22 protein-coding genes and 1 tRNA gene are annotated in these 26,366 nt (G+C 54.9%); 17 read left to right on the forward strand and 6 right to left on the reverse strand.

All coding sequences use genetic code 11. The annotated features are described in order from the left end of the window. The first annotated feature begins 7 nt into the window (after positions 1-7). From tsaB to BOSE62_RS05370, 9 genes are all read left to right on the forward strand, one after another. The gene (gene tsaB / locus BOSE62_RS05330; RefSeq protein WP_159643042.1) at positions 8-634 is read left to right on the forward strand and encodes a tRNA (adenosine(37)-N6)-threonylcarbamoyltransferase complex dimerization subunit type 1 TsaB; all 627 of its coding nucleotides are present in this window, start codon (positions 8-10) and stop codon (positions 632-634) included. A gap of 3 nt (positions 635-637) precedes the next feature. Next, positions 638-1,141, forward strand: a complete 504-nt coding sequence (gene rimI, locus BOSE62_RS05335; RefSeq protein WP_159643044.1) for a ribosomal protein S18-alanine N-acetyltransferase — start codon at positions 638-640, stop codon at positions 1,139-1,141. Between the two features lie 107 nt (positions 1,142-1,248). After that, positions 1,249-1,665, forward strand: a complete 417-nt coding sequence (locus BOSE62_RS05340) for a MucR family transcriptional regulator (RefSeq protein ID WP_159643046.1) — start codon at positions 1,249-1,251, stop codon at positions 1,663-1,665. Between the two features lie 113 nt (positions 1,666-1,778). After that, on the forward strand, positions 1,779-2,201 hold the full coding sequence (locus BOSE62_RS05345) for a Fur family transcriptional regulator (RefSeq protein ID WP_067199835.1): 423 nt from the start codon (positions 1,779-1,781) through the stop codon (positions 2,199-2,201). 79 nt (positions 2,202-2,280) lie between these two features. Then, entirely contained in the window at positions 2,281-3,027 is a 747-nt protein-coding gene (locus BOSE62_RS05350) for a lysophospholipid acyltransferase family protein (protein ID WP_236553849.1), read from the forward strand. 9 nt (positions 3,028-3,036) lie between these two features. Next, positions 3,037-4,374 (forward strand): tRNA (N6-isopentenyl adenosine(37)-C2)-methylthiotransferase MiaB, encoded by a 1,338-nt coding sequence (gene miaB, locus BOSE62_RS05355; protein WP_159643048.1) that lies wholly within the window; start codon positions 3,037-3,039, stop codon positions 4,372-4,374. Continuing rightward, positions 4,374-5,405 (forward strand): PhoH family protein, encoded by a 1,032-nt coding sequence (locus BOSE62_RS05360; RefSeq protein ID WP_159643050.1) that lies wholly within the window; start codon positions 4,374-4,376, stop codon positions 5,403-5,405. The genes miaB and BOSE62_RS05360 overlap by 1 nt, the downstream gene beginning before the upstream one ends. Next, on the forward strand, positions 5,392-5,898 hold the full coding sequence (gene ybeY, locus BOSE62_RS05365) for an rRNA maturation RNase YbeY (RefSeq protein WP_159643052.1): 507 nt from the start codon (positions 5,392-5,394) through the stop codon (positions 5,896-5,898). Before BOSE62_RS05360 ends, ybeY begins: the two co-directional genes overlap by 14 nt. A gap of 21 nt (positions 5,899-5,919) precedes the next feature. Beyond that, complete coding sequence (locus BOSE62_RS05370) at positions 5,920-6,855, forward strand: hemolysin family protein (protein WP_159643054.1); 936 nt, start codon at positions 5,920-5,922, stop codon at positions 6,853-6,855. A gap of 5 nt (positions 6,856-6,860) precedes the next feature. Here BOSE62_RS05370 and BOSE62_RS05375 read toward each other — a convergent pair whose 3' ends face one another. Next, complete coding sequence (locus BOSE62_RS05375) at positions 6,861-7,514, reverse strand: MOSC domain-containing protein (protein ID WP_159643056.1); 654 nt, start codon at positions 7,512-7,514, stop codon at positions 6,861-6,863. Positions 7,515-7,578: 64 nt separating this feature from the next. Between BOSE62_RS05375 and BOSE62_RS05380 the strand changes: the two genes are divergently transcribed. The 7 genes from BOSE62_RS05380 to BOSE62_RS05410 all read left to right on the forward strand — a co-directional run bounded on the left by BOSE62_RS05380 (position 7,579) and on the right by BOSE62_RS05410 (position 14,843). Continuing rightward, positions 7,579-8,760: a glycosyltransferase family 4 protein gene (locus BOSE62_RS05380; protein WP_159643058.1), complete on the forward strand. Its 1,182-nt coding sequence runs from the start codon at positions 7,579-7,581 to the stop codon at positions 8,758-8,760. 2 nt (positions 8,761-8,762) lie between these two features. Next, positions 8,763-10,082, forward strand: a complete 1,320-nt coding sequence (locus BOSE62_RS05385; RefSeq protein ID WP_159643060.1) for a replication-associated recombination protein A — start codon at positions 8,763-8,765, stop codon at positions 10,080-10,082. Beyond that, complete coding sequence (locus tag BOSE62_RS05390) at positions 10,063-11,421, forward strand: serine hydrolase domain-containing protein (protein WP_236553851.1); 1,359 nt, start codon at positions 10,063-10,065, stop codon at positions 11,419-11,421. The genes BOSE62_RS05385 and BOSE62_RS05390 overlap by 20 nt, the downstream gene beginning before the upstream one ends. After that, positions 11,418-12,416 (forward strand): NADPH:quinone oxidoreductase family protein, encoded by a 999-nt coding sequence (locus tag BOSE62_RS05395; RefSeq protein WP_159643062.1) that lies wholly within the window; start codon positions 11,418-11,420, stop codon positions 12,414-12,416. The genes BOSE62_RS05390 and BOSE62_RS05395 overlap by 4 nt, the downstream gene beginning before the upstream one ends. 115 nt (positions 12,417-12,531) lie before the next feature. After that, entirely contained in the window at positions 12,532-13,779 is a 1,248-nt protein-coding gene (locus BOSE62_RS05400; protein ID WP_236553853.1) for a mechanosensitive ion channel, read from the forward strand. 85 nt (positions 13,780-13,864) lie between these two features. After that, on the forward strand, positions 13,865-14,737 hold the full coding sequence (locus BOSE62_RS05405) for a hypothetical protein (protein WP_159643064.1): 873 nt from the start codon (positions 13,865-13,867) through the stop codon (positions 14,735-14,737). A gap of 30 nt (positions 14,738-14,767) precedes the next feature. Further along, positions 14,768-14,843, forward strand: a tRNA-Thr gene (locus BOSE62_RS05410). A 356-nt stretch (positions 14,844-15,199) separates the two neighbouring features. On the opposite strand, the gene BOSE62_RS05415 is transcribed toward BOSE62_RS05410, so the two are convergent. From BOSE62_RS05415 to BOSE62_RS05430, 4 genes are all read right to left on the reverse strand, one after another. Then, positions 15,200-18,151, reverse strand: a complete 2,952-nt coding sequence (locus BOSE62_RS05415) for a TonB-dependent receptor (RefSeq protein ID WP_159643066.1) — start codon at positions 18,149-18,151, stop codon at positions 15,200-15,202. Positions 18,152-18,378: 227 nt separating this feature from the next. Beyond that, positions 18,379-20,937 carry a TonB-dependent receptor gene (locus BOSE62_RS05420; protein WP_159643068.1) on the reverse strand — a complete coding sequence of 853 codons (2,559 nt, stop codon included), beginning with the start codon at positions 20,935-20,937 and terminating at the stop codon, positions 18,379-18,381. Positions 20,938-21,341: 404 nt separating this feature from the next. Continuing rightward, entirely contained in the window at positions 21,342-23,051 is a 1,710-nt protein-coding gene (locus BOSE62_RS05425) for an ABC transporter ATP-binding protein (protein ID WP_159643070.1), read from the reverse strand. A gap of 55 nt (positions 23,052-23,106) precedes the next feature. After that, positions 23,107-23,670: a class I SAM-dependent methyltransferase gene (locus BOSE62_RS05430; protein WP_159643072.1), complete on the reverse strand. Its 564-nt coding sequence runs from the start codon at positions 23,668-23,670 to the stop codon at positions 23,107-23,109. Positions 23,671-23,989: 319 nt separating this feature from the next. Between BOSE62_RS05430 and BOSE62_RS05435 the strand changes: the two genes are divergently transcribed. Beyond that, positions 23,990-24,949 (forward strand): NAD-dependent epimerase/dehydratase family protein, encoded by a 960-nt coding sequence (locus tag BOSE62_RS05435; protein ID WP_268893916.1) that lies wholly within the window; start codon positions 23,990-23,992, stop codon positions 24,947-24,949. 8 nt (positions 24,950-24,957) lie between these two features. On the opposite strand, the gene BOSE62_RS05440 is transcribed toward BOSE62_RS05435, so the two are convergent. Beyond that, complete coding sequence (locus BOSE62_RS05440; RefSeq protein ID WP_159643076.1) at positions 24,958-26,268, reverse strand: nucleotide sugar dehydrogenase; 1,311 nt, start codon at positions 26,266-26,268, stop codon at positions 24,958-24,960. Between the last annotated feature and the right edge of the window lie 98 nt (positions 26,269-26,366).

Genomic DNA, 26,366 nt, shown 5'->3' on the forward strand with positions numbered 1-26,366 from the left:
CGAATTGATGGGCGAGCGCCTTCTCGCGATCGACACGGCCAGCCCTGCATGTTCCGTCGCACTGTTTGAAAATGGTGCGTTGATTGCTGCTAGTTATGCCGAAATCGGTCGTGGCCATGCGGAAAAGCTGGTTCCGGCGATCGCCAAACTTCCCGATCGCGGCAAGGCCGACAAGATATTGGTCAATTGCGGACCGGGCAGTTTTACCGGCGTTCGGATCGGTATTTCCGCCGCCAAGGCGCTTGCGCTCGCTTGGGGTTCGGATATTCACGGCTATAATTGTCTCGCACTGGTGGCGGCGCAAGCACTGGATCAGCTCGAACAGCCTGAACCTATTTGTGTGGCCATGCTGGCCGGCCATGGCCAATATTTTGTCCAGAATTATTGCGCTAACGGCAAACCGGCCGGTGATTTTGCTTCCCTCACACCGGAACAGGCTGTGCAAGAGGTGCGGGCAGATGTCATAGCGGGATCGGCCGCGACAGAGCTTGCCACACTTGCCGGTAGCAAAAGAGACATTTCAATATTGCCAAATGCGGCGCATATCTTTTTAGTGGCAGAGGATATGAAGAATATGTTCCCCAAACCGGATTACGGGCGCAAGCCAGACGCCAAGCCTACGAAGACAGGCTGATCAATGGCCACGCGCGAAAGCCCTAGCGAAGATCATGGCCTCTTCCCGATCAGAATACGGCTTGGTGATCTCGCTGATCTTGGCGATGTCATGCACGTCATGGAACATGCTTTTCCGAAAACCTACGGCGAAGGATGGAATACCCATCAATGCCGGTCGATGCTGTCCCTGCCGAATGCAAAGCTATTGATTGCAGAATGCAAAAACATCATCTGTGGTTTTCTGATCAGCCGGCAGGCTGCAGACGAAGAAGAGCTTCTGATGCTTGCGGTGGCTCCGGAATTCCGAAGCAAAGGCGTCGGCTATCATCTGCTCGAACATATGCTGAGACTTTCAGTAAATAACGGAGTTAATGCGGTTTTTCTGGAAATGAGAGAAGATAATCCGGCGAAAATACTATATTCGAAATTCGGATTTCAAAAAATTGGTGTGCGAAAAGCCTATTACACCGGCCCGGATATGCAAAAATTCGACGCGGTTACTTACAAGACAACGCTCAGCGTTTAAACTAATGTAACTGACAGTTTGCCTATTGCAGCTACTGACAGTTCGTGTAATTACCGGCGCGCAAAAAATGCATTATAAAAATAATGGTCGCACAAAGGTAATTTAATATGACAGAGGAAGAAATCGCTCTGAATGAGACGTTGATTACGCTCACTTCGGACATTGTTGCTGCGCATGTCAGCAATAACAGCGTCGCAGTGTCTGATCTGCCGCTGATCATCAGCAGCGTTCACGGAGCACTGGCCTCGCTTTCGGGCAAGGCAGCGGAACAGGCACGCCCGGAACCCGCCGTTCCAATCAAGGCATCGATTAAGCCGGACTATGTCGTTTGCCTGGAAGATGGCAAGAAGCTGAAAATGCTCAAGCGCCACCTGATGACCCATTACGGCATGACACCCGAGGATTATCGCGCGAAATGGGGGCTGCCCAACGACTATCCGATGGTCGCGCCCAATTATGCGGAAAAACGCCGCCAACTTGCCAAGGCAATCGGTCTGGGCAAGAAAAAGGGCAAAAAGAAATAGGCTGGACTTCTCGTTGCAGCAAATATCGAAATTGCGGCAAGCTTGTCGCAATTTTCCCTTTGCAATATCCCCTGCCCCGCATAGAGTCTTGGCCAGCGTAACGGAAAGGTTCCATGCCGCAAAAAATTGATCTTGAAGCACTCTGTGCTGAAAAAGGGCTCCGCATCACCGACCAGCGTCGGGTGATAGCGCGTGTCATATCCGACGCCGAGGATCATCCCGATGTCGAGACCCTGCACGAGCGTGCGTCAGCGGTAGATCCCAGAATTTCGATTGCGACCGTTTACCGGACAGTCCGGCTGTTTGAAGAAGCCGGTATACTTGATCGCCATGATTTCGGCGACGGTCGGGCGCGCTATGAAGCGGTGCCGGAAGCGCATCACGATCATCTGATCGATGTGGAAACCGGTAAAGTCATCGAGTTTGTCGATCCGGAACTGGAAGCATTGCAGAAACAGATCGCAGAAAAGCTGGGATACCGGCTGGTTGATCATCGCATGGAGCTATATGGCGTATCTCTCGCCAGAAAAAGCTGAGGTGCTTGATCCCGACCCGGAGGCTCGCCCCTGCGACACCCAGCCGATGGCATATAGGTTGTGGAGCGGAGCATCACCGATGGGATATCTGAGATTCGCATTGCGTATGACGATATTGGTCTTGGCATTGCTTGTCTGCGTTCCCCTTTACTATCTGTGGCGTCTCTTCGGCCTGTCCAACCCCTGGCCGCGTACGTTTCTCAAGATTGCCGCCTTTGCTTGCGGAGCGCGGGTGAACATTATCGGCACGCCAATCAAACGCGATGTCTTTTTCATTTCCAATCACCTGTCCTGGGTCGATATCGCTATACTCGGCGGTCATAGCGGTACCGCCTTTGTATCCAAGGAAGAGATCAGCCGATGGCCGGTCATAGGCTGGCTTTGCCGGCTCAACGATACGGTGTTTGTTTCGCGCGCGGACCGTATGGGAATCGCACAGCAGATTAACCAACTCCGCGACGCGCTGGAGGAAACTTGGGCGATAACGATATTCCCCGAGGGCACGACGACTGATGGCTCCACGCTTCTGCCGTTCAAAGCACCGCTGCTCAAGGTGCTGGAACCCCCGCCACCTGGCATTTTGGTGCAGCCGATATTTCTCAACTATGGCGGCGACGCCTATGAGGTCAGCTGGACCGGCGAAGAAAGTGCACAGTCCAATGCCTGGCGGTTGCTCACCCGGCGCGGCAGTTTCCTGGTCGAAGTCCATTTTCTCGAGCCGTTCGATCCTGACCATTATTCCAGCCGCAAAGATATTGCGGCCGAAGCCAGACGACGGATTGTCGAGCCGCTTTCGGCTTCCCTGGGGGGCAAACCCATTGTATAGGCGCGCTCTATGACACAGGCTGATCCCAAAAAATATCATATCAAATCCTTCGGCTGCCAGATGAACGTCTATGATGGCGAGCGCATGTCCGAACTGCTGTCCGATCAGGGCATGAGCGCGGCGGATAGCAGCGAGGATGCTGATCTTGTGGTGCTCAATACCTGTCACATCCGGGAAAAAGCGGTCGACAAGGTCTATTCCGATATCGGACGTCTGCGCCGGAAGGACGGCAGCAGCCCGATGATCGCTGTTGCCGGCTGCGTTGCCCAAGCCGAGGGAAGGGAAATATCCCGTCGCGCGCCCAGCGTCGATATTGTCGTGGGGCCACAGGCCTATCACCGGCTCCCAGAACTGATGGACGTGGCGAAATCCGGCAAGAAGGCGCTCGATACCGACATGCCGGCGATTTCGAAATTCGATATCCTGCCCTCGCGCGGCAAACAGGCGCGACCAACCGCATTTCTGACGGTGCAGGAAGGCTGTGACAAATTCTGTACCTATTGCGTAGTGCCTTACACCCGCGGCGCTGAAATCTCCCGGCCTTGGGCAGACCTTGTCAACGAGGCAAAGGCGCTGGTTGATGGTGGCGCGCTTGAAATCACGCTGCTCGGGCAGAATGTGAATGCCTGGAGCGGCGAAGATGACAAGGGCCAGACACAGGGCCTCGATGGTCTGATCCGTGCGCTCGACAAGATCAAGGGGCTGAAGCGTATTCGTTACATGACCAGCCACCCCAATGACATGACCGGGGGTCTCGTCTCCGCACATGGTGATGTCGAGACGCTCATGCCGTTCCTCCATCTGCCGGTCCAGTCTGGTAGCGACCGGATTCTCAAGGCGATGAATCGCTCACACAGCGCAAAAAGTTATCTCGACATTCTCGAACAGATGCGGAAAGTCCGGCCCGATATAGCGCTTTCCGGCGACTTTATCGTCGGCTTCCCGGGCGAGACCGATCAGGATTTTGAAGAGACTTTGCAAATCGTCCGCGAGGCCAGATATTCTCAGGCTTTCTCGTTCAAATATTCTCCGCGTCCGGGCACACCCGCGGCCGGAATGGAGGAACAGATTCCGCCGGAGGTGATGGATGAACGGCTCCAAAGACTGCAGGCTTTGCTGAACCAGCAGCAATTTGATTTCAACCAGCAAACCGTTGGCCGGACAACCGATATCCTGCTGGAACGGCAGGGCAAGCTTGACGGTCAGCTGATCGGCAAAACGCCATGGCTGCAATCGGTGCATATCATTTCGCCCGATCTCGCCATTGGCGATCTGGCCGACGTCGAAATCACCCAGGCCGGACCGAACAGTCTCACCGGTCGGATCAAAGAAAGACTCGCTGCCTGATGGCCCATAAAAGCAAAGCCGGTGCATCCGCAAAGCTCACGACCTTGGATCTGGAATTTGACGACCCGCAGATATTGGGCGACCTGTTCGGGGAATATGACCGGAATATTGTCGCCATCGAAAACCGGCTCGGTGTCTATATTGCTGCGCGTGGTACGAAGCTGAAAATCGAAGGCGAGGAAGAAGCGGTTTCACAGGCGCGCGATGTCATTTTCGGCATTTACAACCGTCTGGAGCAAGGACAGGAGATCGACGCGGGCGCGGTCGAGGCGATCATCGCCATGGCTGCAGATCCGCGAGTGGCAAAAACCGCAAAACAGCCGGCTCCGGGTGTGACGGCAAAGAAAATTGATGTTGCCGATGCGCCAAAGGTCATGATCCGGACGCGCAAGAAAACCATCTTTCCGCGGTCGGTGCGGCAGGCTCATTATATGGAAGCTCTGGCCCGCGACGACATGATTTTCGCTCTCGGTCCTGCAGGCACCGGAAAGACCTATCTGGCCGTGGCACAAGCAGTGTCTCAGTTGGTTAGCGGCTCTGTCGATCGTTTGATCCTGTCGCGTCCGGCTGTCGAAGCGGGTGAAAAAATCGGTTTTCTGCCGGGTGACCTCAAGGAAAAGGTCGATCCGTTTCTGCGACCGCTTTACGATGCCCTCTACGATACGCTTCCAGCCGAACAGGTCGAGCGCCGTATCGAAAGCGGTGAAATCGAAATTGCACCCATTGCTTTCATGCGCGGACGGACACTGTCCGACGCATTTGTCATCCTCGACGAGGCCCAGAACACGACTGCTGCGCAGATGAAGATGTTTCTGACCCGTTTCGGGATGAACAGCCGCATGGTGATCTGCGGCGACCCCAACCAGGTCGACTTGCCGCGCGAGGCCACGTCCGGACTGGCTGATGCCGTATCCAAATTGCAGGATATCGAGAGCGTCAGCGTAGTCAGATTCGGCGCCAGCGATGTTGTCCGTCATCCACTGGTCGGCAAAATTGTCGAAGCCTATGAAGGCAAAGATGCTCCGGACTGAACTGACAGCATCTCCCGTTTGGGACAGTGAACGGGATTGGTCGAATCTCGCTGCGCGTGCGGCCAAGGCGGCAATCACCGCTTCGTCCCATGCGGATCTGCTGGCCCGGAATTTTGATATGGAGCTCAGCGTGAAGCTCTCGGACGATGCCGAAGTCCATCGTCTCAACAACGATTATCGCGGCAAGGACAAGCCGACCAACGTTCTGTCTTTTCCCCAGATTCAGCCGGATCTGCTCGGCGCCCTAGCCAATACCGACGATGGCGAAGCCCTGCTCGGAGATATCATTCTGGCCTACGAAACCTGCAGTGAAGAGGCTGCGGGCAAAAATGTTGCCCTCACCACCCATATAACACATTTGATTGTGCACGGGACGCTGCATTTGCTAGGCTATGATCACGAGAACGAGACAGATGCTGCATTGATGGAAAACTGCGAAATCAAAGCATTGGCGACACTGGGCATTGCCAACCCTTATTCAGAACAAGCGTAAAACAGGTAATCAAGAAACAGAATGACCGACGTTGAAAATGATAATGCTACCGGTGCGGCGCGCAGCAGCAGCCTATCCAAGGAAGATGAGGAACCCGGGCGAATATGGCAGAGCCTGAAGGCTCTGCTATTCGGCAATAACGAAGACAACAGCCTGCGCGCGCAGATCGAAGAAGTCATCGACGATCATGAGAGCGACGCCGAGGCAGACCCCAATAATCCGCCTGACGTTTCGTCGCTGGAATTGGAAATGCTGCGCAATATGCTGCATTTTAGCGAGCATAGGGTCGATGATATCGCGGTGCCACGCGCCGACATCATAGCCATTGAGGAAAGCGCGCCTTTCAGCGATTTCGTCGATATTTTTTCCGAACACGGCCACAGCCGGATTCCGGTCTATCGGGAGAATCTCGACAATATTATCGGCATGATCCATATCAAGGATATCTTTGCGATCGTTGCCAGAGGGGACGAACATCCCGATGACATCAGCCCCTTCCTCCGGCAACCGCGCTTCGTGCCCGAATCCATGGGCGTGCTCGACCTGCTCGCCGAAATGCGGGCGACGCGCACTCATCTAGCCATCATCTTTGACGAATATAATGGTACCGAAGGCCTCGTCACGATCGAGGATATTGTCGAGGAAATCACCGGCGAGATCGAAGACGAGCATGATGATGAACCGGTTCCTATGCTGGTTCAGCTGGAAAATGGTATCTGGGAAGCGGACGCGAGAGCCGAACTGGATGATGTCGGCGAGGCCGTTGATCCGGCGCTGGAAGTCATCGACGAAGATGTCGATACAATCGGCGGTCTGTCGTTCGTCCTGGCCGGTCATATACCGGTCGTCGGCGAAAAGCTGGAACATCCCAGCGGCTGGATACTGGAAATCACCGAAGCGGATGATCGGCGCGTGACGAAATTGCGCCTGCACCCGCCAAAGTCGGAGCAGATCTAGTCCACTCAGGCTGCGGCCAGTTGCCCTGCCCGCAGCCGCCAACTCTCTGCCAGCAGCGGGTTTTTGGCCAGCATTTCAAGCTCCGCGTTACGCCCCTTGTGTCCGCCGCCGATGATCAGGCCGAACAGTCTGTCGAGCGGCCATTCGGGCAAAGGGCGGGCCTGCTGGATGAAATCGTCTCCTGCCCGCACCTTTCCTGTTTCCAGAACGCGAAAATAGCAGCCGGATTTGCCGGTTTTCACGATGGTTTTCAGCACATCCGCTTTGCCAAAATGATGATTGAGTTTCCAGCAAGGTTGCCGGGCATGGCTGCACTGGATCAGCGCTTCGCCTAGCCGAAAAATATCGCCGAGACAGAGCCGGTCCTCACTCATGCCGGTGCAGCTAAAATTCTCTCCGAACGCCCCGGGATGCTCGAGCAGCTCAAGATCAGGGTATCTGTCCTGCCAGAACGCATAATGATCTGCCGGATAGAGATGGACAGCCTTGTCCCGGCCGCCATGGTGGACCTGATCGGCGACCTGATTGCCGGACAGGCCTTCAAGGCCGAGCATTCTGGCATCCTCGACCGGCATCTTGACAATGGCGCTTGTTTCACCGTCTTTGCGAAAGGGTTTCGGGGTGCCGATCAGCAACTGGTCGAGCCGGGTCTTTATCATGTTCCTCTGCTAGCCGATCAAGTTCATATTGGCAATTCGCCAGCTATTATGCTTGAAGGCGCGAATGAAAATCAGTGATCTTCGTATTGCGCTCTACAGCGGCAATTATAATTTTGTGCGCGATGGTGCAAACCAGGCGCTCAACCGTCTGGTCGACTATTTGTTGCGTCAGGGGGCCGCTGTGCGGGTTTATTCCCCGACCACTGACACGCCTGCCTTTGAGCCGACAGGAGATCTGGTCAGCGTGCCGTCGGTCGCCTTTCCCGGCCGCGGCGAATATCGTTTTCCCACGCGGATTTCCGGGGACGTGCGCAAGGATCTGGCCCAGTTCAATCCGAATATCATGCAGATTTCCAGCCCCGACCGCGTCGGTCACAAGATGGTGTCCTGGGCCCGTCGCCAGAATATTCCGGTACTGGCATCGGTCCATACCCGGTTTGAAACTTATCCTCGTTATTATAATCTCGCTTTTCTGGAGCCGGTGATCGAAGCGATCTTGCGCCGCCTTTATCGCCGTTGCGACGCGCTGGTCGCACCCTCGGAATCAATGGCGCAGGTTTTGAGGGACCAGCGGATGAACTATGACATCGGTATCTGGTCGCGCGGTGTCGATCGCGAAATATTCCATTCCGGACGGCGCGATCTGGCGTGGCGGCAGTCGCTGGACATAGAGGATGATATGCCCGTGATCGGCTTTCTCGGTCGACTGGTCATGGAGAAAGGGCTCGACGTTTTTTCGGACACGATCGACGAGTTGAAACGCCGTAAGGTGGCGCACAAGATTCTGGTGATTGGAGAAGGACCGGCCCAGCAATGGTTCGAAGACAGGATCCCCGGTGCTGCGTTCGTCGGATTTCAGCAAGGCAGCGATCTCGGTCGCGCGGTGGCCAGCATGGATATGCTGTTCAATCCCTCAATCACCGAGACGTTCGGCAATGTAACTCTGGAGGCGATGGCCTGCGGACTGCCCGTCGTTGCGGCAAAGGCCACGGGAAGCCAGAGCCTCGTCAAGAATAACGAATCCGGCAAGCTGGTGACCCCCGGCGCGGTTCGCGAATTTGCCGATGCACTGCAACTCTATTGCCAGAACAGCGATCTGCGCAATGCCCATGGCTCCGCCGGCGAACAGCGTGCCGAGGACTATAGCTGGGACCAGATCAACAATGTGGTGGCGCAAACCTATATCCGTCTGGTCCGCCAGCGGCAGGCCGGCCACGGCCCGATACAGCAAGCGGCAGTCCGCTAGCCATGCAGGGCCTTTTCGACGAGGACGACGGGCAGGAGGACGCGCCTGAATCCACGCCGGACGCGCCACTGGCAGACCGGCTGCGACCCCGTGTTCTGGAAGAGATTGTTGGTCAGGACCATCTTGTCGGAGCGGACGGGACAATAGCCCGAATGGTCGCCGCCGGCAGGCTTTCCTCGATGATTTTATGGGGGCCGCCCGGGACCGGAAAAACCAGTCTTGCTCGGTTATTGGCCGATCAGACAGACTTGCATTTCAACGCGATTTCCGCGGTCTTTTCCGGCGTTGCCGAACTGAAAAAGGTTTTCGCCGAAGCCGAGATGCATTTTCAGTCGGGCAAGGCCACTCTGTTGTTCGTAGATGAAATCCATCGGTTCAACCGGTCGCAACAGGACAGCTTCCTCCCCTATGTCGAGCGCGGCGCCGTGGTTCTTGTTGGTGCGACTACCGAGAATCCGTCCTTTGAGCTCAATGCCGCCCTGCTCAGCCGCGCCCAAGTGCTGATTCTGAACAGGCTCGACAGCAATGCGCTGGGACAATTGCTGGCAAAGGCAGAGGCACTGGAGCAGCAATCCCTGCCGCTTACCAGGGAAGCCAGAGAGGCGCTGATTGCCAGTGCCGATGGTGATGGCCGCTTTCTGCTCAATCAGGCTGAAACATTGCTGTCGCTGGATATCAAGGATCCGCTGGCCCCGGGGAGTCTTGCCAAAATCCTGCATCGCCGGATGGCCGTCTACGACAAGGATCGCGAAGGCCATTATAATCTGATCTCGGCGCTTCACAAAGCGATGCGCGGATCCGATCCGCAAGCATCCCTATATTATCTTGCGAGAATGTTGGTTGCCGGGGAGCAACCTCTATTCTTGCTGCGCCGGATCGTCCGATTTGCCAGCGAGGATATAGGCATGGCAGATCCGCAGGCTCTGGTGCAGGCGTTGTCGGCAAAACAGGCCTATGAATTTCTCGGCAGTCCGGAGGGCGAACTGGCCATCGTACAGGCTTGTCTCTATTGCGCGACCGCGCCGAAATCCAACGCCGCCTATAAGGCGCAAAAAGCCGCTTGGAAATCTGCCAAAGACACCGGTTCGCTAATGCCGCCGCAGAATATATTGAACGCACCGACAAAACTCATGAAGGAAATCGGCTATGGTTCCGGTTACAGCTATGATCATGAAAGCGATGACGGATTTTCGGGCGATAATTACTGGCCAGAAGATATGAAGGCGCAGCAATTCTACCATCCGGTGGATCGCGGCTTCGAGCACAAAATAAGGGAACGGCTGGATTTTTGGGGGAAACTGCGTGCTGAAAAAACTCGCTAATATCTGTGTCGCCGGTGCCCTGCTGAGCAGCAGCGCCATGGCCCAGAGCGACGAGATGGCGCGTTATGACCGGGCTTTGGCGGCCGGTTACAAAGCACAATTCATCTGTTCCGGGCTGTGGAACGGCGGAAAAACGCTGGCTGATATCAAGGCCGACGAACTGACCGGTATCTATGATCGGGTGGCGGAAACCGTTCCTCTTCTGGTTGAAGACATTGATATGGCAAGGCGCGAAGTGCGGGTGCCTTTCACCGAAGATGCCCCGCCGCGGATTGCCGTCTGGAATAGCGAAACCGGTTGCACGTCCATGCCAATCGGCTTTGAACAAACGGAAATCCGCCCAACGCCGGCTGAGCGGAGATATTTCGACGATCGGACTTGGCCGATGGGTGACCGCGAAGCGCTTTCGGCGGCGACGGCCCGGCCGGCCGCTTTCCGGACGACAGCCGAACAAGCGTTTCAAACAGAGACATATGGCGGAAAAACCAGCGCTGTGCTGATCATAAGAAACGGCAAGATCGTCGCGGAATCCTACAAGAAAGGGCACGATCTGCACACCGCGCAGCGGACATGGTCGGTCGCAAAATCCATCGCCGGCACCCTTATCGGATATTCGGTCGAGCAGAAAAAGCTGAACATATTTGCTCCGGTACAGATTCCCGAATGGCAGAGACAGGGCGATCCCCGCGCATCGCTCACCATCGATCAATTGATGCGGATGAGCAGCGGGTTGGTCAATGATACCGCCGGAAACCGCACCGATCCACTTTATATGGGCGGGGCAAGCGTCACCGAACGAGCCACCGCATGGCCCTTGCTCTATAAACCGGGCATCCGCTTTCGCTACGCAAATAACGACACGTTGCTCGCGGTTCACGCTGCCCGGCAGCAACATCCGGAGTTCGATCCTTTCATCCTCTTCCAGAAGCTTGGCATGACGCGGACCTATGCCGAAACCGACTGGCAAGGCCATTATATCCTTTCCAGCCAGGTGTGGACCACAGCGCGGGACCTGGGCCGGCTCGGCATGCTCTATCTCGATAATGGATCGTGGAACGGCGAAACGTTGCTGCCGGAGAACTGGCGGGACTATGTCAGCAAGCCATCCGGACCGCAGCCTGAAAATCGAGCGTTCGGCTATGGTGCGACCTTCTGGCTGATGAACAAATCACCGGGGATTCCAGACGACAGCTTTGCCGGCTTTGGCAATCGCGGCCAGTATCTTGTGATCATACCTTCGCTCGACATGGTGATCGTCCGCCGGGGCTATGACAGCAGCGACAATCGTTTCGACATCGAAACATTCATCAGAGACGTGATAGCAGCAGGAAAATCATGAGTGATAAATATCAGGCCGCCGTCTGCACGGACCTCGGCGGCCCTTCCTCCATCCGGATCCTGGAGCAGCAAGCGAAGCCGCTGCGAAGCGGCGAGATCCGTATTCTGGTCCACGCGGCGGGGCTGAATTTTCCCGATCTGTTGATGACCGAGGGCAAATATCAGTTTCGGCCCGACCCGCCGTTCATTCCCGGCATGGAAGCGGCCGGCGAGGTGATCGAAGTCGCCTCCGATGTTGACATTTTCAAGCCGGGTGACCGGGTCATGACGGGCGGAAAAGGGGGCGCGCTGGCCGAACAATGGGTCGTCAGGGCCGCTGCCGCATCGCCCCTGCCCGACGCTCTTTCCTTCAGCGAAGGCGCCAGTTGGCAAGCTGCCGGTTCAACCGCCTGGCATGCACTGGTCGAGCGGGGCCACCTCCGGCAAGGAGAGTCCGTCCTTGTTCTGGGTGCAAGCGGCGGGGTCGGCATGGCTGCCGTCAAGATGGCCAAGCATGTTGGCGCAACCGTCATCGGCACCGGTTCAAGCGACGAAAAGCGAAAGACCATTCTGGCTGCAGGGGCCGATCATGTCCTCGACCCATCGGCTGAGGATTTGGCCGCCCGGGTGAAGGCATTGACCGACGGCAAAGGTGTCGATCTTGTCTATGATCCGGTCGGGGGTGATCTGGCGCTGACGGCCACACGGGCCATCGCCTGGAACGGCCGGTACCTCATAATCGGCTTTGCCAGTGGTAAAATTCCGGCTTTCCCGGCCAATCATGCCATGATCAAGACCTACAGCCTGATTGGTGTGCGTGCCGGAGAGAGCCCGCGCCGGGATCCCGAGCTTGCCCGGCGCCAAAGTGCCGCGCTGCAGCAACTGGCCGCCGAGGGCGCCATGCGGCCGCATATTTCCCACCGCTTTGCGCTCGCCGATACTGCGGAGGCGCTAAGGGTGCTCGAAAGGCGCGAAGCCATTGGACGGGTTGTAATAGAAATAATTCCAGGCGACTGATCTTTACGACTATTTACGCTTCCTCCCAGCCGGCTTGCTATTGATAACTGTCTATCCACCGCGAAATGTGGTAACAAGATATCAGTCGAAACTTTTTTTAAGCAGGGGATGCTATATGGATGGTATGCGAATAGGCAATTACGCTCTGGATACGGAGCTCGCCATAGAAATAGGACAGAAGATCGGCCTGGCGGTCATCATTCTTCTTATCACTTGGTTTTTGGCGAAGGCCGCCAAATGGGCCTTTGCAAAGCTGGTAGACAATATCGGATTTTTGCGCCGTGATACCGGTTCGGGAGCATCGCTTGGGGAATCGCTGGGCAAAATCGCCAGCCTGTTGATCTGGCTGTTTGGCCTGATTGCTGTTCTGACCGTGTTCGGCCTCGGTGGCGTTGTGCAGCCAATCGAGGGACTGCTCAACACCGTGATGCAGGCATTGCCCGGCATTGTGATGGCAGTGGTTGTCTTTTTCGTCGGCCTCAAGATCGCCGATATATTGCGCGATCTCGTGGTAACCGCCTTGCAGACATTCGACTTTGACAAATGGGCCAACCGGGGCGGTATCGACACGGCTACCGGCAATAGCCAGATTTCGTCGACAATCGGTTCGATCGTCTATGCTTTGACTGTTATCTTCATCGCGATTTTCGCGCTCGACATTCTCGATATCGAGTCAATTTCGGGACCGGCCAGCGAGATGCTGCGGACTATCTTCCAGGCATTGCCCGCCATTTTCTCGGCAGCGATCACCCTGGGACTCGGCTATTTGATCAGCAAATTTGTTGTCCAGATCATCAAGGATATCCTGCCCGGTCTTGGCGTTGACCAATCGGTTGCGGCGATCGGAATATTGCCCGAGAAAACCTCTCTGACGTCCATTTTGGCACGTATTGCGCAGATCGGCATCATGCTCTTCTTTGCTATCGCAGCAACGCGCCTGCTCGGTTTTCCGGAACTTACCCAGATACTGGACCAGGTGCTTGAACTCGGTGGCCGGGTCATATTCGGCGGTGTTGTGATCATGGCAGGTTTCCTGATTGCCAATTTGCTGGCTCGGGTAATGAGCGCTGCGGACGAAAGCAGCATGGCGGCGACGATCATCCGCTATGCCACCATCATCCTGTTCACCTTCATGGGTCTGCAGTTCATGGGCGTGGGCGAGGAGATTGTTCAGACCGCCTTCACAGCACTGGTGATTGGCGGCGCAGCAGCGGCAGCTCTCGCTTTTGGCTGGGGTGGTCGCGATGTTGCCGGCAAGGTTCTTGAGGACCTCCGCAACAATCCGCCAAAACCCAAGGCACCCGCAGCCCGTAAGCCCGCAGCGCGGAAGCCTGCGGCGACAAAACCGGCCGCCAAGAAATAGGCACGGGCTGACAAGTTATAGAACAAGGGCGGGTCCACTGGACTCGCCCTTTTCTTTTGCCCGAGCAATCCGCTAGGGTTGCCGAGTGCGAAACTTCTCCCAATTTGCCTGCATCGACTGGTCGGGCGCCAGGACCGAACGGCCCCGCGGAATCGCGGTCGCGATTATCGGTCCTGAAGGTCCCCCTGCCCTGTTATCGCCCGAACCGCGCTGGTCGCGGGCTGATGTCCTGGATTGGCTGCTCGGACATGCAGCGACGCAGCGGGATATCCTGATCGGCTTTGACCTGTCGATGTCGCTGCCGTTTTTTGATCGGCAGGCTTATTTTCCGGAGTGGGAAGACAGTCCTTTTGATGCGAAAAACCTGTGGCGTCAGATCGATGGACTCAGTGCTGATGACCCCCATCTCAATGTCACGAGCTTTCTCGTGCACCCGCAGGCGAGCCGTCATTTCCGCCACGGGCAAGGCCGGGTTGGCGACCTGTTTACCGGCGGCAGCGGCCGCTTGCGCGCGGTCGAGCGTTATCAGCGTGAAACCCGGCAAGCCAACAGCGCCAGCTGCTTCAATCTGGTCGGCGCGGCGCAGGTGGGAAAATCCAGCCTGACCGGTATGCGCCTGCTCAATCAGCTCGATGGCGCGATTCCGATCTGGCCTTTTGACCCCGTGCCCGAATCCGGTCCCGTCATTGTCGAAATATATACGACCATCGCGGCGCTGGCCGCGGGTCAGCCCAAAGGCCGCAGCAAGGTCCGTGATCGCGCCGGACTTAAACGCGCCCTGACACGGCTTGATACGCCTGTCCCGTCAAGGCTGCCCCGCTATGACGACCATAGCACCGATGCGCTGATTACGGCGGCATGGATGAAGCGGTCCGCGGCCTATCCGGCGCTCTGGAACCCGCCTGCCCTGACCGATGAAATCGCGCAAAAAGAAGGCTGGACCTTTGGCGTGGTTTGACGCTAATAGCGCCCAGCAAATCCAGTGTATGCCGAATTAGCTCAGCTGGTAGAGCAACCGCCTTGTAAGCGGTAGGTCATCCGTTCGAGTCGGATATTCGGCACCATTTTTACGGATTGAAGTTGATCCGGGCGATCGACGGCAGCAAAAAAACCGAAGCGCGAGCAAGCTGGGGCTTTCCCGATCATCTTGCAGATTTGGCAAGGCAGCCGCCTGGCCATCGCAGAGAGACTAGCCTGTCTGTCGGATCCATAGCACAGCAGGACCTTATGCTTCTTGCATGTTTCTGCGCAACGGATCCAATCCTGATCAATTTCATTCCGGCTTGGCAAAAACGGCCCGTGTCGAGGATTTTCGCAAATCCGAATCCGCCCGTTCTTTTGTGAACAGACTTTTCAACGAGTTGCAAAAAGCCCCGCCGGTCTCCCGGCAGGGCTCGTCTGTCATCATCATCGTTTCAGATCAGAATTTGAAGCCGGCACCGATACCGTAGCGCCGGGGCTCCAGCGTGAAGACATTGGTGTAGAGACCGGACGACTGGTCCGTCACATAAAGTCCGGTTTCCGAGTTGCTGTCGAATATATTCTGGATGAAGCCCCGAACATACCAGCGGTCATCCGTTCCGTTCAGCTGTATCTGCGCATTGGCCTGCGCATAGCCGTCGATCTGGTTGACATTGCCGTTGAAGATGCTGCCGTAACTTTCTCCGGTATAAGCGAGGTCAACACGCGGCACCAGGCTCATGCCATTGTCGAAATTATGCGTATATTGGACACCGACCGAGAATTTCAGCTGCGGCGCCTGCGGCAGATCATTTCCGCGAATATTCTTGGGAACGCCCGCGGCAAAATATTCAACCCCGCCAAATGCAGCCGGATCAAGTCCGGCCCCGGCAAATGCACCAGCAGCCGCTGCTTCAAGCACGCCGCAGATACCGAAGGCGCCAGTGGAAGCAATGCCGCCATCATCAGGGAAGGAAACCGTAGGCTGGAGCCCTGCCCCGGCCGCAAGTCCCGGAACCAGACCGGCGTTGATGACACTGTTCACCGAGTTGACGAACTGGTTAACTCCCGCTGCATTTCCGGATGTCGAAGCCACCGCACAGTTGGATGCATTGGTGATATCCTTGATAATCACCGCATCGGACCGGCCGCCACCGAAATCGCGGGGATCGCTGTTAAACGTATCGCCCTTCACTTCGGTGTGCAGATAACTGAAACCCAGATTGATCATCCAGTCCGGATCGGGACGGATGATCGCTTCGACTTCCGCACCGTAAATATCGGCATCGATATTCTCGTTCACGGCTGTTCGTGCGACAATCTTGCTCAGTTGCAGATCCTTATATTTGTAATAGAAGGCTGTCACATTGAGTTGCAGCGCTCCATCACCGAAGGTGTTTTTCGAACCGATTTCAAACGCATCCACCTGTTCTGGCCGGAAGGATTCCGGAACCTCGAAAATCGGTTGCAGTGGCGGGTTTATACCGCCGGATTTGTAGCCACGGGAATAGGATGCATAGATCAGGTTGTCATCGGTGATCTTGTAGTCGATTACGGCCCGCCCAGTGATCTCGTTATACTTGACCTCGCGATTCTGGTAGATCTGGTTGCCAACCGTGCCGGGATCTGCATCGAAAGATCCGACATAAGGCGATTCAAACGCATTGGTGGTCTGGCTGTACGGGACCAAGAAGCTGGCCAGAGTTGAACGCGCCTGCACAGTTTTCTTGTCATTATTATAGCGCAAGCCACCGGTCAGTTTGAGGCTGTCGCTGATGTCAAAATAGACTTCGCCGAACAGACCGTAGGATTTGACCGTCAGGTCATCGGTATTGTTCCGGAAATAGGGAGTACCGAGGTACGATGGCGGCAAACCCCCGCCCAGAGATGTGAAGCTGCCGAGCAGACCGGCAACATAATCGATCGCGAACGCATTCACATAATAGCTGTTCTCGGTCAGATGATAATCGGCATAGATGCCGCCAAGGAGGAAATTGAACGGTCCGTCCAGATCACTCGAGATTATCGCTTCCGCCGACCAGCTGTTATTATATTGATTGGAACGGTCATATTGCAGCGGCGTCATTGAACAATTGCTGTTTCCGCCAAATGCCCCCAGACCGATTGTGTCCGTGTCCGACGTACATAGCACGCCATCCGGTCCGTTGGGGATGATTGCGGCTGCAAGCGGCGCAAAATAGGCTGCCGGCAGGCCCGGAACCAGGCCGGCCGCTGCGGCGGCAAGTGTGTTCAAGCCGGGAGCATAGATATCCCGGCGGCCGATATTATTGTTATAATCCTGTCGGGAATCCAGCTTCACCTTCTGATAGGTACCCGAAAGCTGGGCGCTGATCGGTCCGAAGTCATGCTCGATCTTGCCCTGGAAAGTCAGTTCGCTGGTGAAATATTCAGGCGAGAATGCCGTGTTCACCGTCCGCGGATCGGCAGGGATGCCGATACCTTCATATTGATCCGGACCGTAGAGGCTTCCTAGCGCAAAGGCGGTTGGTATCCCTTGAGTGGCGAGGAATTCCTGCGAGGACAGCGCTGCGGTAAAGGTGGCATTGCCGTTGAACGATTGCGCATCGCGGCGGGCATTCAGACAGCCGAGAATACCGGTTTCGTCGCGTTGGCAATATTGTTTCTGGATGCGCATCCGGTTGTCGTCTTCGCGAAAATAGGAAGCCATCAGATCGATCGTGGTATCCGGCCCCGGTTCAAAGCGCAGCGAGCCGCGGATCGAGTATAGCTCGCGGTCATCGAGATCAGGGCCACCATTGAGATTGGTCGTATAGCCATCGCGTTTCACGTAAATGCCCGCTCCACGGAAAGCCAGACTGTCGCCGATCGGAATGTTGACCATTCCCTTGACCTTGAGCGCATTATAATTGCCATATTCCACATCACCGGAAGCCTGGAATTCTCCCAGATTGGGCTTGGCGCTAACCACATTGACCACCCCGGCGGTCGCATTCCGTCCGAACAATGTGCCTTGTGGACCGCGCAGAACTTCAACGCGCTCCAGATCGAAAAACTCTGTCTCGAACAGGCGGGTCGAAAATAGCGGCTGATCATTCAGGTGGATGGCGGTTGCCTGGTCGCAGGATGTGCCAACACACAGATCGCCGATGCCACGGATTGTGAAACTCGAACTGGTAAAATTGGTTTTGGTAAAGGTGATGTTCGGAAGCGTCAGCTGGAGATCGGAACTGTTCTCGATCTGTTGCGCTTCAAGCGCCTCTTGCGAAAATGCGGAAACGGCAATTGGCACATCCTGTGCGCTTTGCGCCTGACGTTGTGCGGTGACGATGATGACGTTGCTGTCGATGACATCATTATCCTGACCCTGCGCCAAGGCAGGTGCGGACATTCCCGATATAGCTGTGGCAGCCAATAGTAGCGATTTACGCATTTCTCTCTCCCAAATCCCAACGTTTGTCACCGGAGAGTGTAGCTTTTGCTCATCCCCCCGATGAACGAATACTCAACTAATCGCGCGATTAAGTCCAGCCAGAATTATAAAAAATGCATGATAGCATTACATTTTTGCACCAAAAAAGGACAATTTGGTGCAATTGGGACACAAAAAAGCCCTGCCGGTTTCCCGGCAGGGCCCTGTCTTGTAATTTTCGTACAATATCAGAATTTGTAGCGCACGACTCCGCCATAGGTACGGGGGGCGCTTGGATAGCCGGACACCGTGCCCGACTGGGCCACGCCGTCAAAGACAGTCGTGAGATACTTGTCATTGAGCAGATTGCGGACATAGGCACCGACTTCCAGACCATTCTCGAGCTTGAGCGTCATCGAGCCGTTAACCAGATTGACCTCACGATCGAAAATCTGGGTGTTGCCGAGATCGGCATTGTAGGTCGGCAGGCCATTGTTGATCGGCGTGTTGCTTTCGTGATTATAGTCAATCCGCGTGATCAGCATATTTCCGCTCGCGCCGAATTCGTGGGAATAGGTCGCGGAAGTGGATATCGAGAATTCCGGAATACCGCCTGGCGTAGCGCCGGTCAGATCGCCCAGAACGCTGCCCGGAAAATCATCATAAAGCGGGTCCAGATAGGTCATGGCAAAAGTGAACACCAGTCCGTCAGCCGGATTGATATTGCTGTCAAACTCGAAGCCTTTGACCGACTGCTGACCTGCGTTCTGCAGGGCAAATCCGGTGCCGGTGAAGGCCAGGCTCTGGAAACCCTCGATGGTCTGGTCGAACAGGGCGAGGTTGAAACCGAACCCTGGCCACTGGCCCTTCAGGCCGACTTCATAGACAGTGGCATTTTCCGGCCCTGCAAAGCGCGAACCGCTTCTCAGGTTGGGCACCGCCAGGCCGGCATCGAGAATGGGCGATGACGGCGCTGCAAAAGTCGATCCGCCGATACCTGCAACATAGTCGGTGTTGGAGGGACGGCTGTCGCGTGACAGGTTTACAGAACTGGCCTTGAAGCCCGTCGCATAGCTGGCGTAGACATTGACCTGATCAGAGATCGAATAGGATGCCCGCAGCAGATAGGTGAACTTGTCATCCCGGGTCTTGCCGTCTTCAATCGCGTTCGGAATGGTGACGAACGGAGGCTGGAACTGAAACGCGGAAAGACCGAGCAACGGGTTAACATTGGCATCGGTTGCCGCGGCAAGCAGCGCCTGCTGGGTCGTAGCCGGAAGCGCCTGGAACTGATCCCTTGTGGTCACGGTTCCGCTGGTCGCGCCAACAATGAAGGCATCAATCAGATTGATCTGGCCCAGAGGATCAAAGCTTTGCTGTGCGAGAGCGAAATCCTTTTTGTCATCGGTATAGTTGAAACCGCCGGTAAACACGAGACCGTCGACCGGTTCGAAATCAACCGTGCCGAAGATCGAGTAGGACGTATTGTCCATCGAGAATTGCTCGGATGTCAGCAACGGAGTCAGAAAGATCGATTCCTGCGGCAGGCCAAGAGCCGATTCCACGCCGTTGAACACGCTCGGGTTCCCGGCAATGACATCCGCCGGGTTACCACCAGCCAATATTTCGAAGAAATCACGAATCTGGCTGCCATTTTCGATCTGGCTGCGCTGCGAGATGCTTTCGTCAAAATAATAGCCACCGAGCAGGAAGTTGACCGGGCCGTCGAAGTCGGACGTCACACGGAATTCCTGGGTGACCGTCTTCACCTTCTGGTTGCGGGTTTCGTTCGCAATATCGAGGCTGGTAAAGTCGATGTCCGAAACGAACAGGTTCTTCAGTTCCCGGTAGGAGGAAATCGAGGTAAACGACAGCGCACCGGCTTCATAATCGACCTGTACCGATCCACCATAATTGTCGACCTTGTTGATCGGAATCTGGTTGAGATAGGCATTATAGTCATACAGGTCGGTCGAGAACTGGCCACCCAGCAACTGGATTGCTCCGGCAGTCGGTCCGGCAACCACCGTGGTCACCTGACAGCAGACTTCGTCGATCCGCGAATAATCAGCAATCGCGCGAATGGAGAGATCGGCCGTCGGCTCGATCAGCAACTGGCCGCGCGCCGCCCAGCGGTTCCGGTCGTTCTGGTCTACGCCCAGATTGACAATCTCCGCATAGCCGTCGCGCCGGTTGTAGCTGCCATCGAGCGAGAAAGCGATATTGTCGGTCAGCGGGCCAGTAACGTCTCCTTTGATGACGACATTGTTATAATTGCCGTAAATCGCTTCAACAGCACCGCCAAACTGAAATTGCGGTTCGCGTGTCACGACCGAGATTACGCCGGCCGATGCATTTTTGCCGAACAGCGTCGATTGCGGGCCGTTGAGAACCTCGATACGCTGGACATTGGGAAGATCCGACAGAGCCGCCGCCGAACGCGAACGGAATACGCCATCGATGAACACGCCTACTGATGGCTCGATGCCGAAATTATTGTCGCCGTTGCCAAAGCCGCGAATGATGAAGGTCGAGGCCGAAGACGTCTGCAACTGGCTGACACGCAGTGAAGGAGCGACCGATTGCAGATCAAGCACATCGCGGATCTGCGCATTTTCAAGCGTTTCACCGGACGTCACGGAAACCGAAATGGGTGTTTCCTGCAAAGTCGTCTCGCGCTTGGACGCGGTGACGACGATCACATTGTCTTCGAACGTTTCCTGTTCCTGCACATCCTGCGCATAGGCAGGCGATAGGGTAACAACGCCACCAAGTGCAGTAGCGGCCAAAAATTTAGCAATTTTCATCAATTTCTCCTGCGCTCCGACCTTTCCGGTCCGTGAGTCTATTTTGGAATGGGTCCAACTACCCATCTTGGCCGGGGAATTGATGCAAACACGGAAAATAGTCCAGATTATAAGCGCGATTTTCCCGTCAGATAGTCGCAATATTAACGAAATCGGCGGATTCGTTGCAACTTGGCCACAATTTTCGGGGGTTTTCGGAAAGTGCCTCCCGGCAAATCGCAACGGCAATCTCCTGAAGGATCTAAGAATGTTGCCGAATTGATCCTGATATCCGGAAGCTCTGCCCGTCTGGATCGATCCGGAAGCGGAAGATCGCCGGTCGCAGCTGACAACGTTCAAAACCCAGCATAGAGATGGCCACAGGACCTATCGAGCGACTGCTATTTTGCTGACCTTGCCGTGGTTCAGCGCCAATGGAGCTGGCCATCCGCCACGTTCAAAATCCGGTCGCAATAGGCCAGCGTGGATTGTCGGTGGGCAACTGTTATCACGGTAAACTCGTCAGACAGCTTCGAAATTTCAGTCATGATATTTGCTTCGGTAACACCGTCCAGCGCGCTTGTGGCCTCGTCCAGGATCAGGACTGAAGCTTGTCGATAGATCGCCCGGGCAATACCAATGCGCTGCCGTTGACCGCCTGACAATCTCACGCCGCGTTCTCCGACACATGTGTCGAATGCAAGTGGCAAGCTTTCCAGAAACGGATCGAGCTGTGCAACCGTTGCGGCGCGTCGCAATTTTGATTCATCGATGGTTTCGCGCCCGGACCCGAATATAATATTGGCAGAAATCGTATCATCGACGAGAAAAATCGACTGTGGCACGTGGGCAATCGAGGCTTGCCATGCGCCGATATTCTCATCCCGCAGCGGGACGCCATCTACGCTGATCTGGCCTTCGTCGGGAACAAGCAATCCCGAGACCAGATCGAGAAATGTTGATTTACCGCTACCGGTAATCCCGGATATACCAATATGCTCCCCTTGGTTTATCTCTATCGAAACCTTGCTGAGCGTCGGACTGCCATCGGTATAGCGGAAGGAGACATTTTTGAAGGCAAGTTGCCTGTCGAGCGTAATCCTGCCGGTTTTCGGGTGCTGATCCGGTACCGGGAGTTCTGAATATGTCAAAACATCTGCCAGCAACTCGCGATTACCCATTGCGGCACTCAGACCGTTCCAGGTGGATTGGACCAGAGGCAAGAGCCTGAGCGCGCCAAAAGAGATAGCGCCGAGAGTGGGAATGGCTCCGGTGAAGCCCTCCGTGCCGGCGCTCATCTTGGCCGTAACAAAGATAATGGCCAGAATACCGGCTGCTTCCACTATATATCGGGGAGTGGTTGCGATCACATTGTTCATCCCGACTGCAGCGCGGTTTCGTTGGTCGGCATCGGCGAACTTGCTTTCAAAAACATCTTGTGATCGTTCCAGAATAATATCACGAATTCCGCCGAGGCTGTCCTGCAATATCCTGGTCCGGCGGGTCATCTGCGTGGCGATGATTTCCGAATTATGCTGCAAGCGGTGGATGCTCAATCGCGCGACCAAAGCATAAGCGGTCACTATTATTGACCCGGCGACACCCGCCGCAAATGGGCTGATGGCAAAAAGAAGCACGGAAATGCATATTACCATAGTCAGTGAAATCAGCGCCTGCATCAAGGGCTGGACAAATCCGTAAACAACATCGTTTACCTTGGAAATTCCCGACATTATCTCGCTGGAGTTTCTTCTCACCTGTTCGGCATATGGCTGCCGGATAATCCGGCCGAAAATCTCTCTGGAAAGTTCGGCACCAAAATTGACAATGAATTTCTGACTGGCCCAAGAAAGGAACAATCGTACACCCGTCGAGCAAATGGCTGCCCCCCCCAACACAATGGATGCTGCAATCAGCGGGTCGTCATGGATCCAATTGAACCAGGCCCTTGCTTGAGGCCCGATCATTTCGGACTCCGGATTGGTTGCAAAAGCAATGAACGGAAGCACCGCTCCGATCGTCAGCATTTCGGCGAAAATGCCGAGAAGCATCAACAATAATGTCATAACCATTCGAAGCCGCAGTGCCGGTGACATCAGCCTGATCAAGACCCGCACTTCTTCCAATATGGTCAAATCATTGTTCCCCGGATAGGTTCGGCATGCTTGCCGCCAATTGTTCGATCACGGTTCAATCGGATCCTTTTACCGCCTCCATGTTCAAACTCATCAATATCCCGTTTTCCTTGTCCATATGCGGAAGATAGGCCTGAGAATGATCGTCAATATGCGCGTGCTCCGTGTCCCGCCAATCCCAAAGGCGGGTTGATGTAAAGCCCGCATTTCCAAGGGCCTGATCGAGCAGTTTCCGGTCGAATACAATTTTGTGATAATCAAATTCATCACGCTGTCCACCCACCAGAGATCCCATTATCGTCATCATACCGTCAACCAGAAGATTTCTCTCAACATAAATTTTCACAGTTTTTGCAAAATCCGGAACAGAAAGTCTCAGGATTCCGCGCGGTTTGAGCACGCGGTACCATTCTGTCAGAACCGCTTGATATTCGTTTCGGCCAAAATGCTCGAGGACGTGGCAAGCATAGACTAAATCGACGCTGTCGTCGGCTATTTGATCGAGTTGATCAACGCTGCAAACATGGTCGACATGGCTATGTGGATTTGCATCAATATGAATGAAGCCCGGGATATATACGGGCCCGCAGCCCAGATGCAATTTTACCGGGCTGGTCATATGTTTCTCTTCCTGAAGGGCGTGGACATTTTATACGTCTTGCGAATAAACAAGGAATAATATGCCGTCGGAATGTGGTGCGCTCAGCCGTTTCCGGGAATGCAGTTTTACTGGCAAAATCCCGGATCGATTATTTCCTGACATGAGCTTTGGTGGATTACGCATTGTGAATGGCCGAAATATCAGTCGCAAGCAGCAGACTCAATTTCTTTTTATTTGAAACATGCTGTTGGCTTTACTACGCCGGAAAAAGGCTGGGTCAAATAATCAGATTTGTCCGCGACACCTGATGGATGGCGAGAGACAATTGAACAAAGCAATGGTTTTTGGAGCCGGCGGTTTTATTGGGAACCATCTGGTAAATCGATTGAAAAGCGAAGGTTTCTGGGTTCGCGGCGTGGACGTCAAATATCCGGAATTTGGCCAGACCAAAGCCGATGATTTCATTATCGGCGACCTTCGGGATGCAAAAGTCGTGGAAAGCCTTTTCTTTCGGGACTTTGACGAAGTCTATCAACTGGCTGCTGATATGGGTGGAGCAGGCTATCTGTTCACCGGCGAGAATGATGCAGACGTGATTTTCAATTCGGCTCAAGTCAATCTGAACACGGCGAAATATTGCACCGCTGACAAGGCCGGGCGGCTATTCTTCACATCGTCTGCCTGTATTTATCCAGCCTATAACCAGACCGATCCTGATAATCCGGTTTGTGGGGAAAAGTCGGCCTATCCCGCTGACCCGGAGAGCGATTATGGATGGGAGAAACTGTTCAGCGAACGGCTCTACCAGGCGTTTCATCGCAACCATGGGATCAATGTCAGAATAGCTAGATATCACAACATATTCGGGCCGCTGGGAACCTGGCAGGGCGGGCGGGAAAAAGCGCCGGCTGCATTGTGCAGGAAAATCGCAGAAGCAACCGACGGGACGGAGATGGAAATATGGGGTGATGGACGGCAAACACGGTCTTTTCTCTATATTGACGAATGTATCGAAGGCACCGTCCGGTTGATGCGTTCTGACTATAGCGATCCGGTCAATATCGGATCCGAGGAAATGATCAGCATAGCAGATCTCGCAGAGGCCATCATCAAATTATCGGGAAAACAACTGAAAATCCAATCGGTTGAAGGTCCGCAGGGTGTCCGCGGAAGGAATTCGGACAACAGGCTTATTGCTGAAGTTCTGGGGTGGAAACCGGAACAACCGCTGATTCAGGGGCTCGCAACGACCTATCAATGGATAGCGAGCCAGGTGGCGATTAAAAACCATGTCTGACTGGCGAGCTAAGACTTGCCAAATATGCGAACGTGCGAATGTCTCTCATCATTTGCCAGTCGGCTGCTTACGTCGATCAGCATGACCTCGTCGGGAAAATTTTCAGCGAATTCTCCTGAGGACTGCAGGTCGGCTGTGAGAAAGGCCATTTCGACCAGCTCGAATAGTTTGGAGAGCGACGAGACCAATATGACCTGCTCGTGTAACGAACCGAAATCCATCTTGTCTGCAAGGGGATCAAATGCATAGACATTGCGGCCACGCTCGATCAGAATGTTACACAGGGCAATAGCAGCGGAATCCAGGGTTACCGGGCTGGCGGCTTTATAACCAAGTCCGATAACACCGACGTTCCGGTGAGGATCCGCGATCATTGCCAGCCGGGTTGTGTGGTCCATGTTGCTACGCGCGATGGCTTCGGGTAAATACGGCTCCAGATCCACCGACGACAAGCTGGCCGACAGCGCAGCATTGTCCCGCGGCAAACAAGGGCCACCGAATCCCATTCCGGCATTGAGGAATTTCCCCCCTATTCTCGTGTCATTCCCCAGTGCACCGAGTACGTCGTGCACATCCGCGTTCGGGGTTCGATCGCACAAATGACCGATCAGGTTTGAAAAACCGATTTTCATTGTCAGAAAATTGTTCAGCGCCAGTTTCGCAATTTCCACGCTCTCGGCGCTCATTCGATGTATTGGCGTTTCGGGCGGCAATCGGTCAGAATAAAAAGCATTCAGTTGGTCAGCGCCATTTTCGTCAACCTCTCCGACAAATGCAAAATCGGGTTCCGCAAAACCTTTTATGACATCGCCCAAGGCGATCAGTGCCGGTGAATAACAAAAGCTGAAGCCCTTGCCGCAAGTCTTTCCCGACGCACGCTCCAGCACCGGAACGATAGTGTCAGCCACTGACGCGGGCGAAACTGTACTTACCAGAACAATCAAATGGTCTTCGGCCTTGCTACGCAAGGTCTTTCCGATTTCACTGCAGACACTCTCGACAAAGGAAAGTGAAAAGCTTCCGTTTTGTAACGAAGGAGTGGGAACGATGACAAATGATATGGCAGAGGCAAGAATTGCTTCCGCCATATTGTCGACCGCTGTCAAATTGACCGCGCCTTCCTTCAAGGCATGAGACAACCCGTTTTCATAAAAAATTTCGTCTTGCTGAGGATCGTGGCTACTTAACAGATCCCGCCTGACCGGATCCGGATCATAACCAAATACTGGTGATCCGGCAGATGCCAGATTTGCGGCAAGCGGCAAACCGACCTTGCCCAAACCAATCACCGACAGGCTATCGGTAGGGTGTTTTTTCAAGGCTTCCATCGGCCGAACAGGAGCATATGAAAATGTGCTCGTCAACAACCATCGGACGTTTCGAGAAACGGCCCGAACAACTCAATCGATGAAGCGCA

It is taken from the genome of Sphingorhabdus sp. 109, assembly GCF_902506555.1.
In the GTDB taxonomy this organism is placed as follows: domain Bacteria; phylum Pseudomonadota; class Alphaproteobacteria; order Sphingomonadales; family Sphingomonadaceae; genus Parasphingorhabdus.

Excerpts from the sequence above, each read along its gene's own strand:
- BOSE62_RS05340 (WP_159643046.1), top strand. The coding sequence starts at position 1,249 with ATGACAGAGGAAGAAATCGCTCTGAATGAGACGTTGATTACGCTCACT.
- BOSE62_RS05395 (WP_159643062.1), top strand. The coding sequence starts at position 11,418 with ATGAGTGATAAATATCAGGCCGCCGTCTGCACGGACCTCGGCGGCCCT.
- BOSE62_RS05435 (WP_268893916.1), top strand. The coding sequence starts at position 23,990 with ATGGTTTTTGGAGCCGGCGGTTTTATTGGGAACCATCTGGTAAATCGA.
- BOSE62_RS05350 (WP_236553849.1), top strand. The coding sequence starts at position 2,281 with ATGGGATATCTGAGATTCGCATTGCGTATGACGATATTGGTCTTGGCA.
- BOSE62_RS05345 (WP_067199835.1), top strand. The coding sequence starts at position 1,779 with ATGCCGCAAAAAATTGATCTTGAAGCACTCTGTGCTGAAAAAGGGCTC.
- BOSE62_RS05430 (WP_159643072.1), bottom strand. The coding sequence starts at position 23,670 with ATGACCAGCCCGGTAAAATTGCATCTGGGCTGCGGGCCCGTATATATC.
- BOSE62_RS05415 (WP_159643066.1), bottom strand. The coding sequence starts at position 18,151 with ATGCGTAAATCGCTACTATTGGCTGCCACAGCTATATCGGGAATGTCC.
- BOSE62_RS05380 (WP_159643058.1), top strand. The coding sequence starts at position 7,579 with ATGAAAATCAGTGATCTTCGTATTGCGCTCTACAGCGGCAATTATAAT.
- BOSE62_RS05360 (WP_159643050.1), top strand. The coding sequence starts at position 4,374 with ATGGCCCATAAAAGCAAAGCCGGTGCATCCGCAAAGCTCACGACCTTG.
- BOSE62_RS05420 (WP_159643068.1), bottom strand. The coding sequence starts at position 20,937 with ATGAAAATTGCTAAATTTTTGGCCGCTACTGCACTTGGTGGCGTTGTT.
- BOSE62_RS05400 (WP_236553853.1), top strand. The coding sequence starts at position 12,532 with ATGGATGGTATGCGAATAGGCAATTACGCTCTGGATACGGAGCTCGCC.
- ybeY (WP_159643052.1), top strand. The coding sequence starts at position 5,392 with ATGCTCCGGACTGAACTGACAGCATCTCCCGTTTGGGACAGTGAACGG.
- BOSE62_RS05370 (WP_159643054.1), top strand. The coding sequence starts at position 5,920 with ATGACCGACGTTGAAAATGATAATGCTACCGGTGCGGCGCGCAGCAGC.
- rimI (WP_159643044.1), top strand. The coding sequence starts at position 638 with ATGGCCACGCGCGAAAGCCCTAGCGAAGATCATGGCCTCTTCCCGATC.
- miaB (WP_159643048.1), top strand. The coding sequence starts at position 3,037 with ATGACACAGGCTGATCCCAAAAAATATCATATCAAATCCTTCGGCTGC.
- BOSE62_RS05385 (WP_159643060.1), top strand. The coding sequence starts at position 8,763 with ATGCAGGGCCTTTTCGACGAGGACGACGGGCAGGAGGACGCGCCTGAA.
- tsaB (WP_159643042.1), top strand. The coding sequence starts at position 8 with ATGGGCGAGCGCCTTCTCGCGATCGACACGGCCAGCCCTGCATGTTCC.
- BOSE62_RS05375 (WP_159643056.1), bottom strand. The coding sequence starts at position 7,514 with ATGATAAAGACCCGGCTCGACCAGTTGCTGATCGGCACCCCGAAACCC.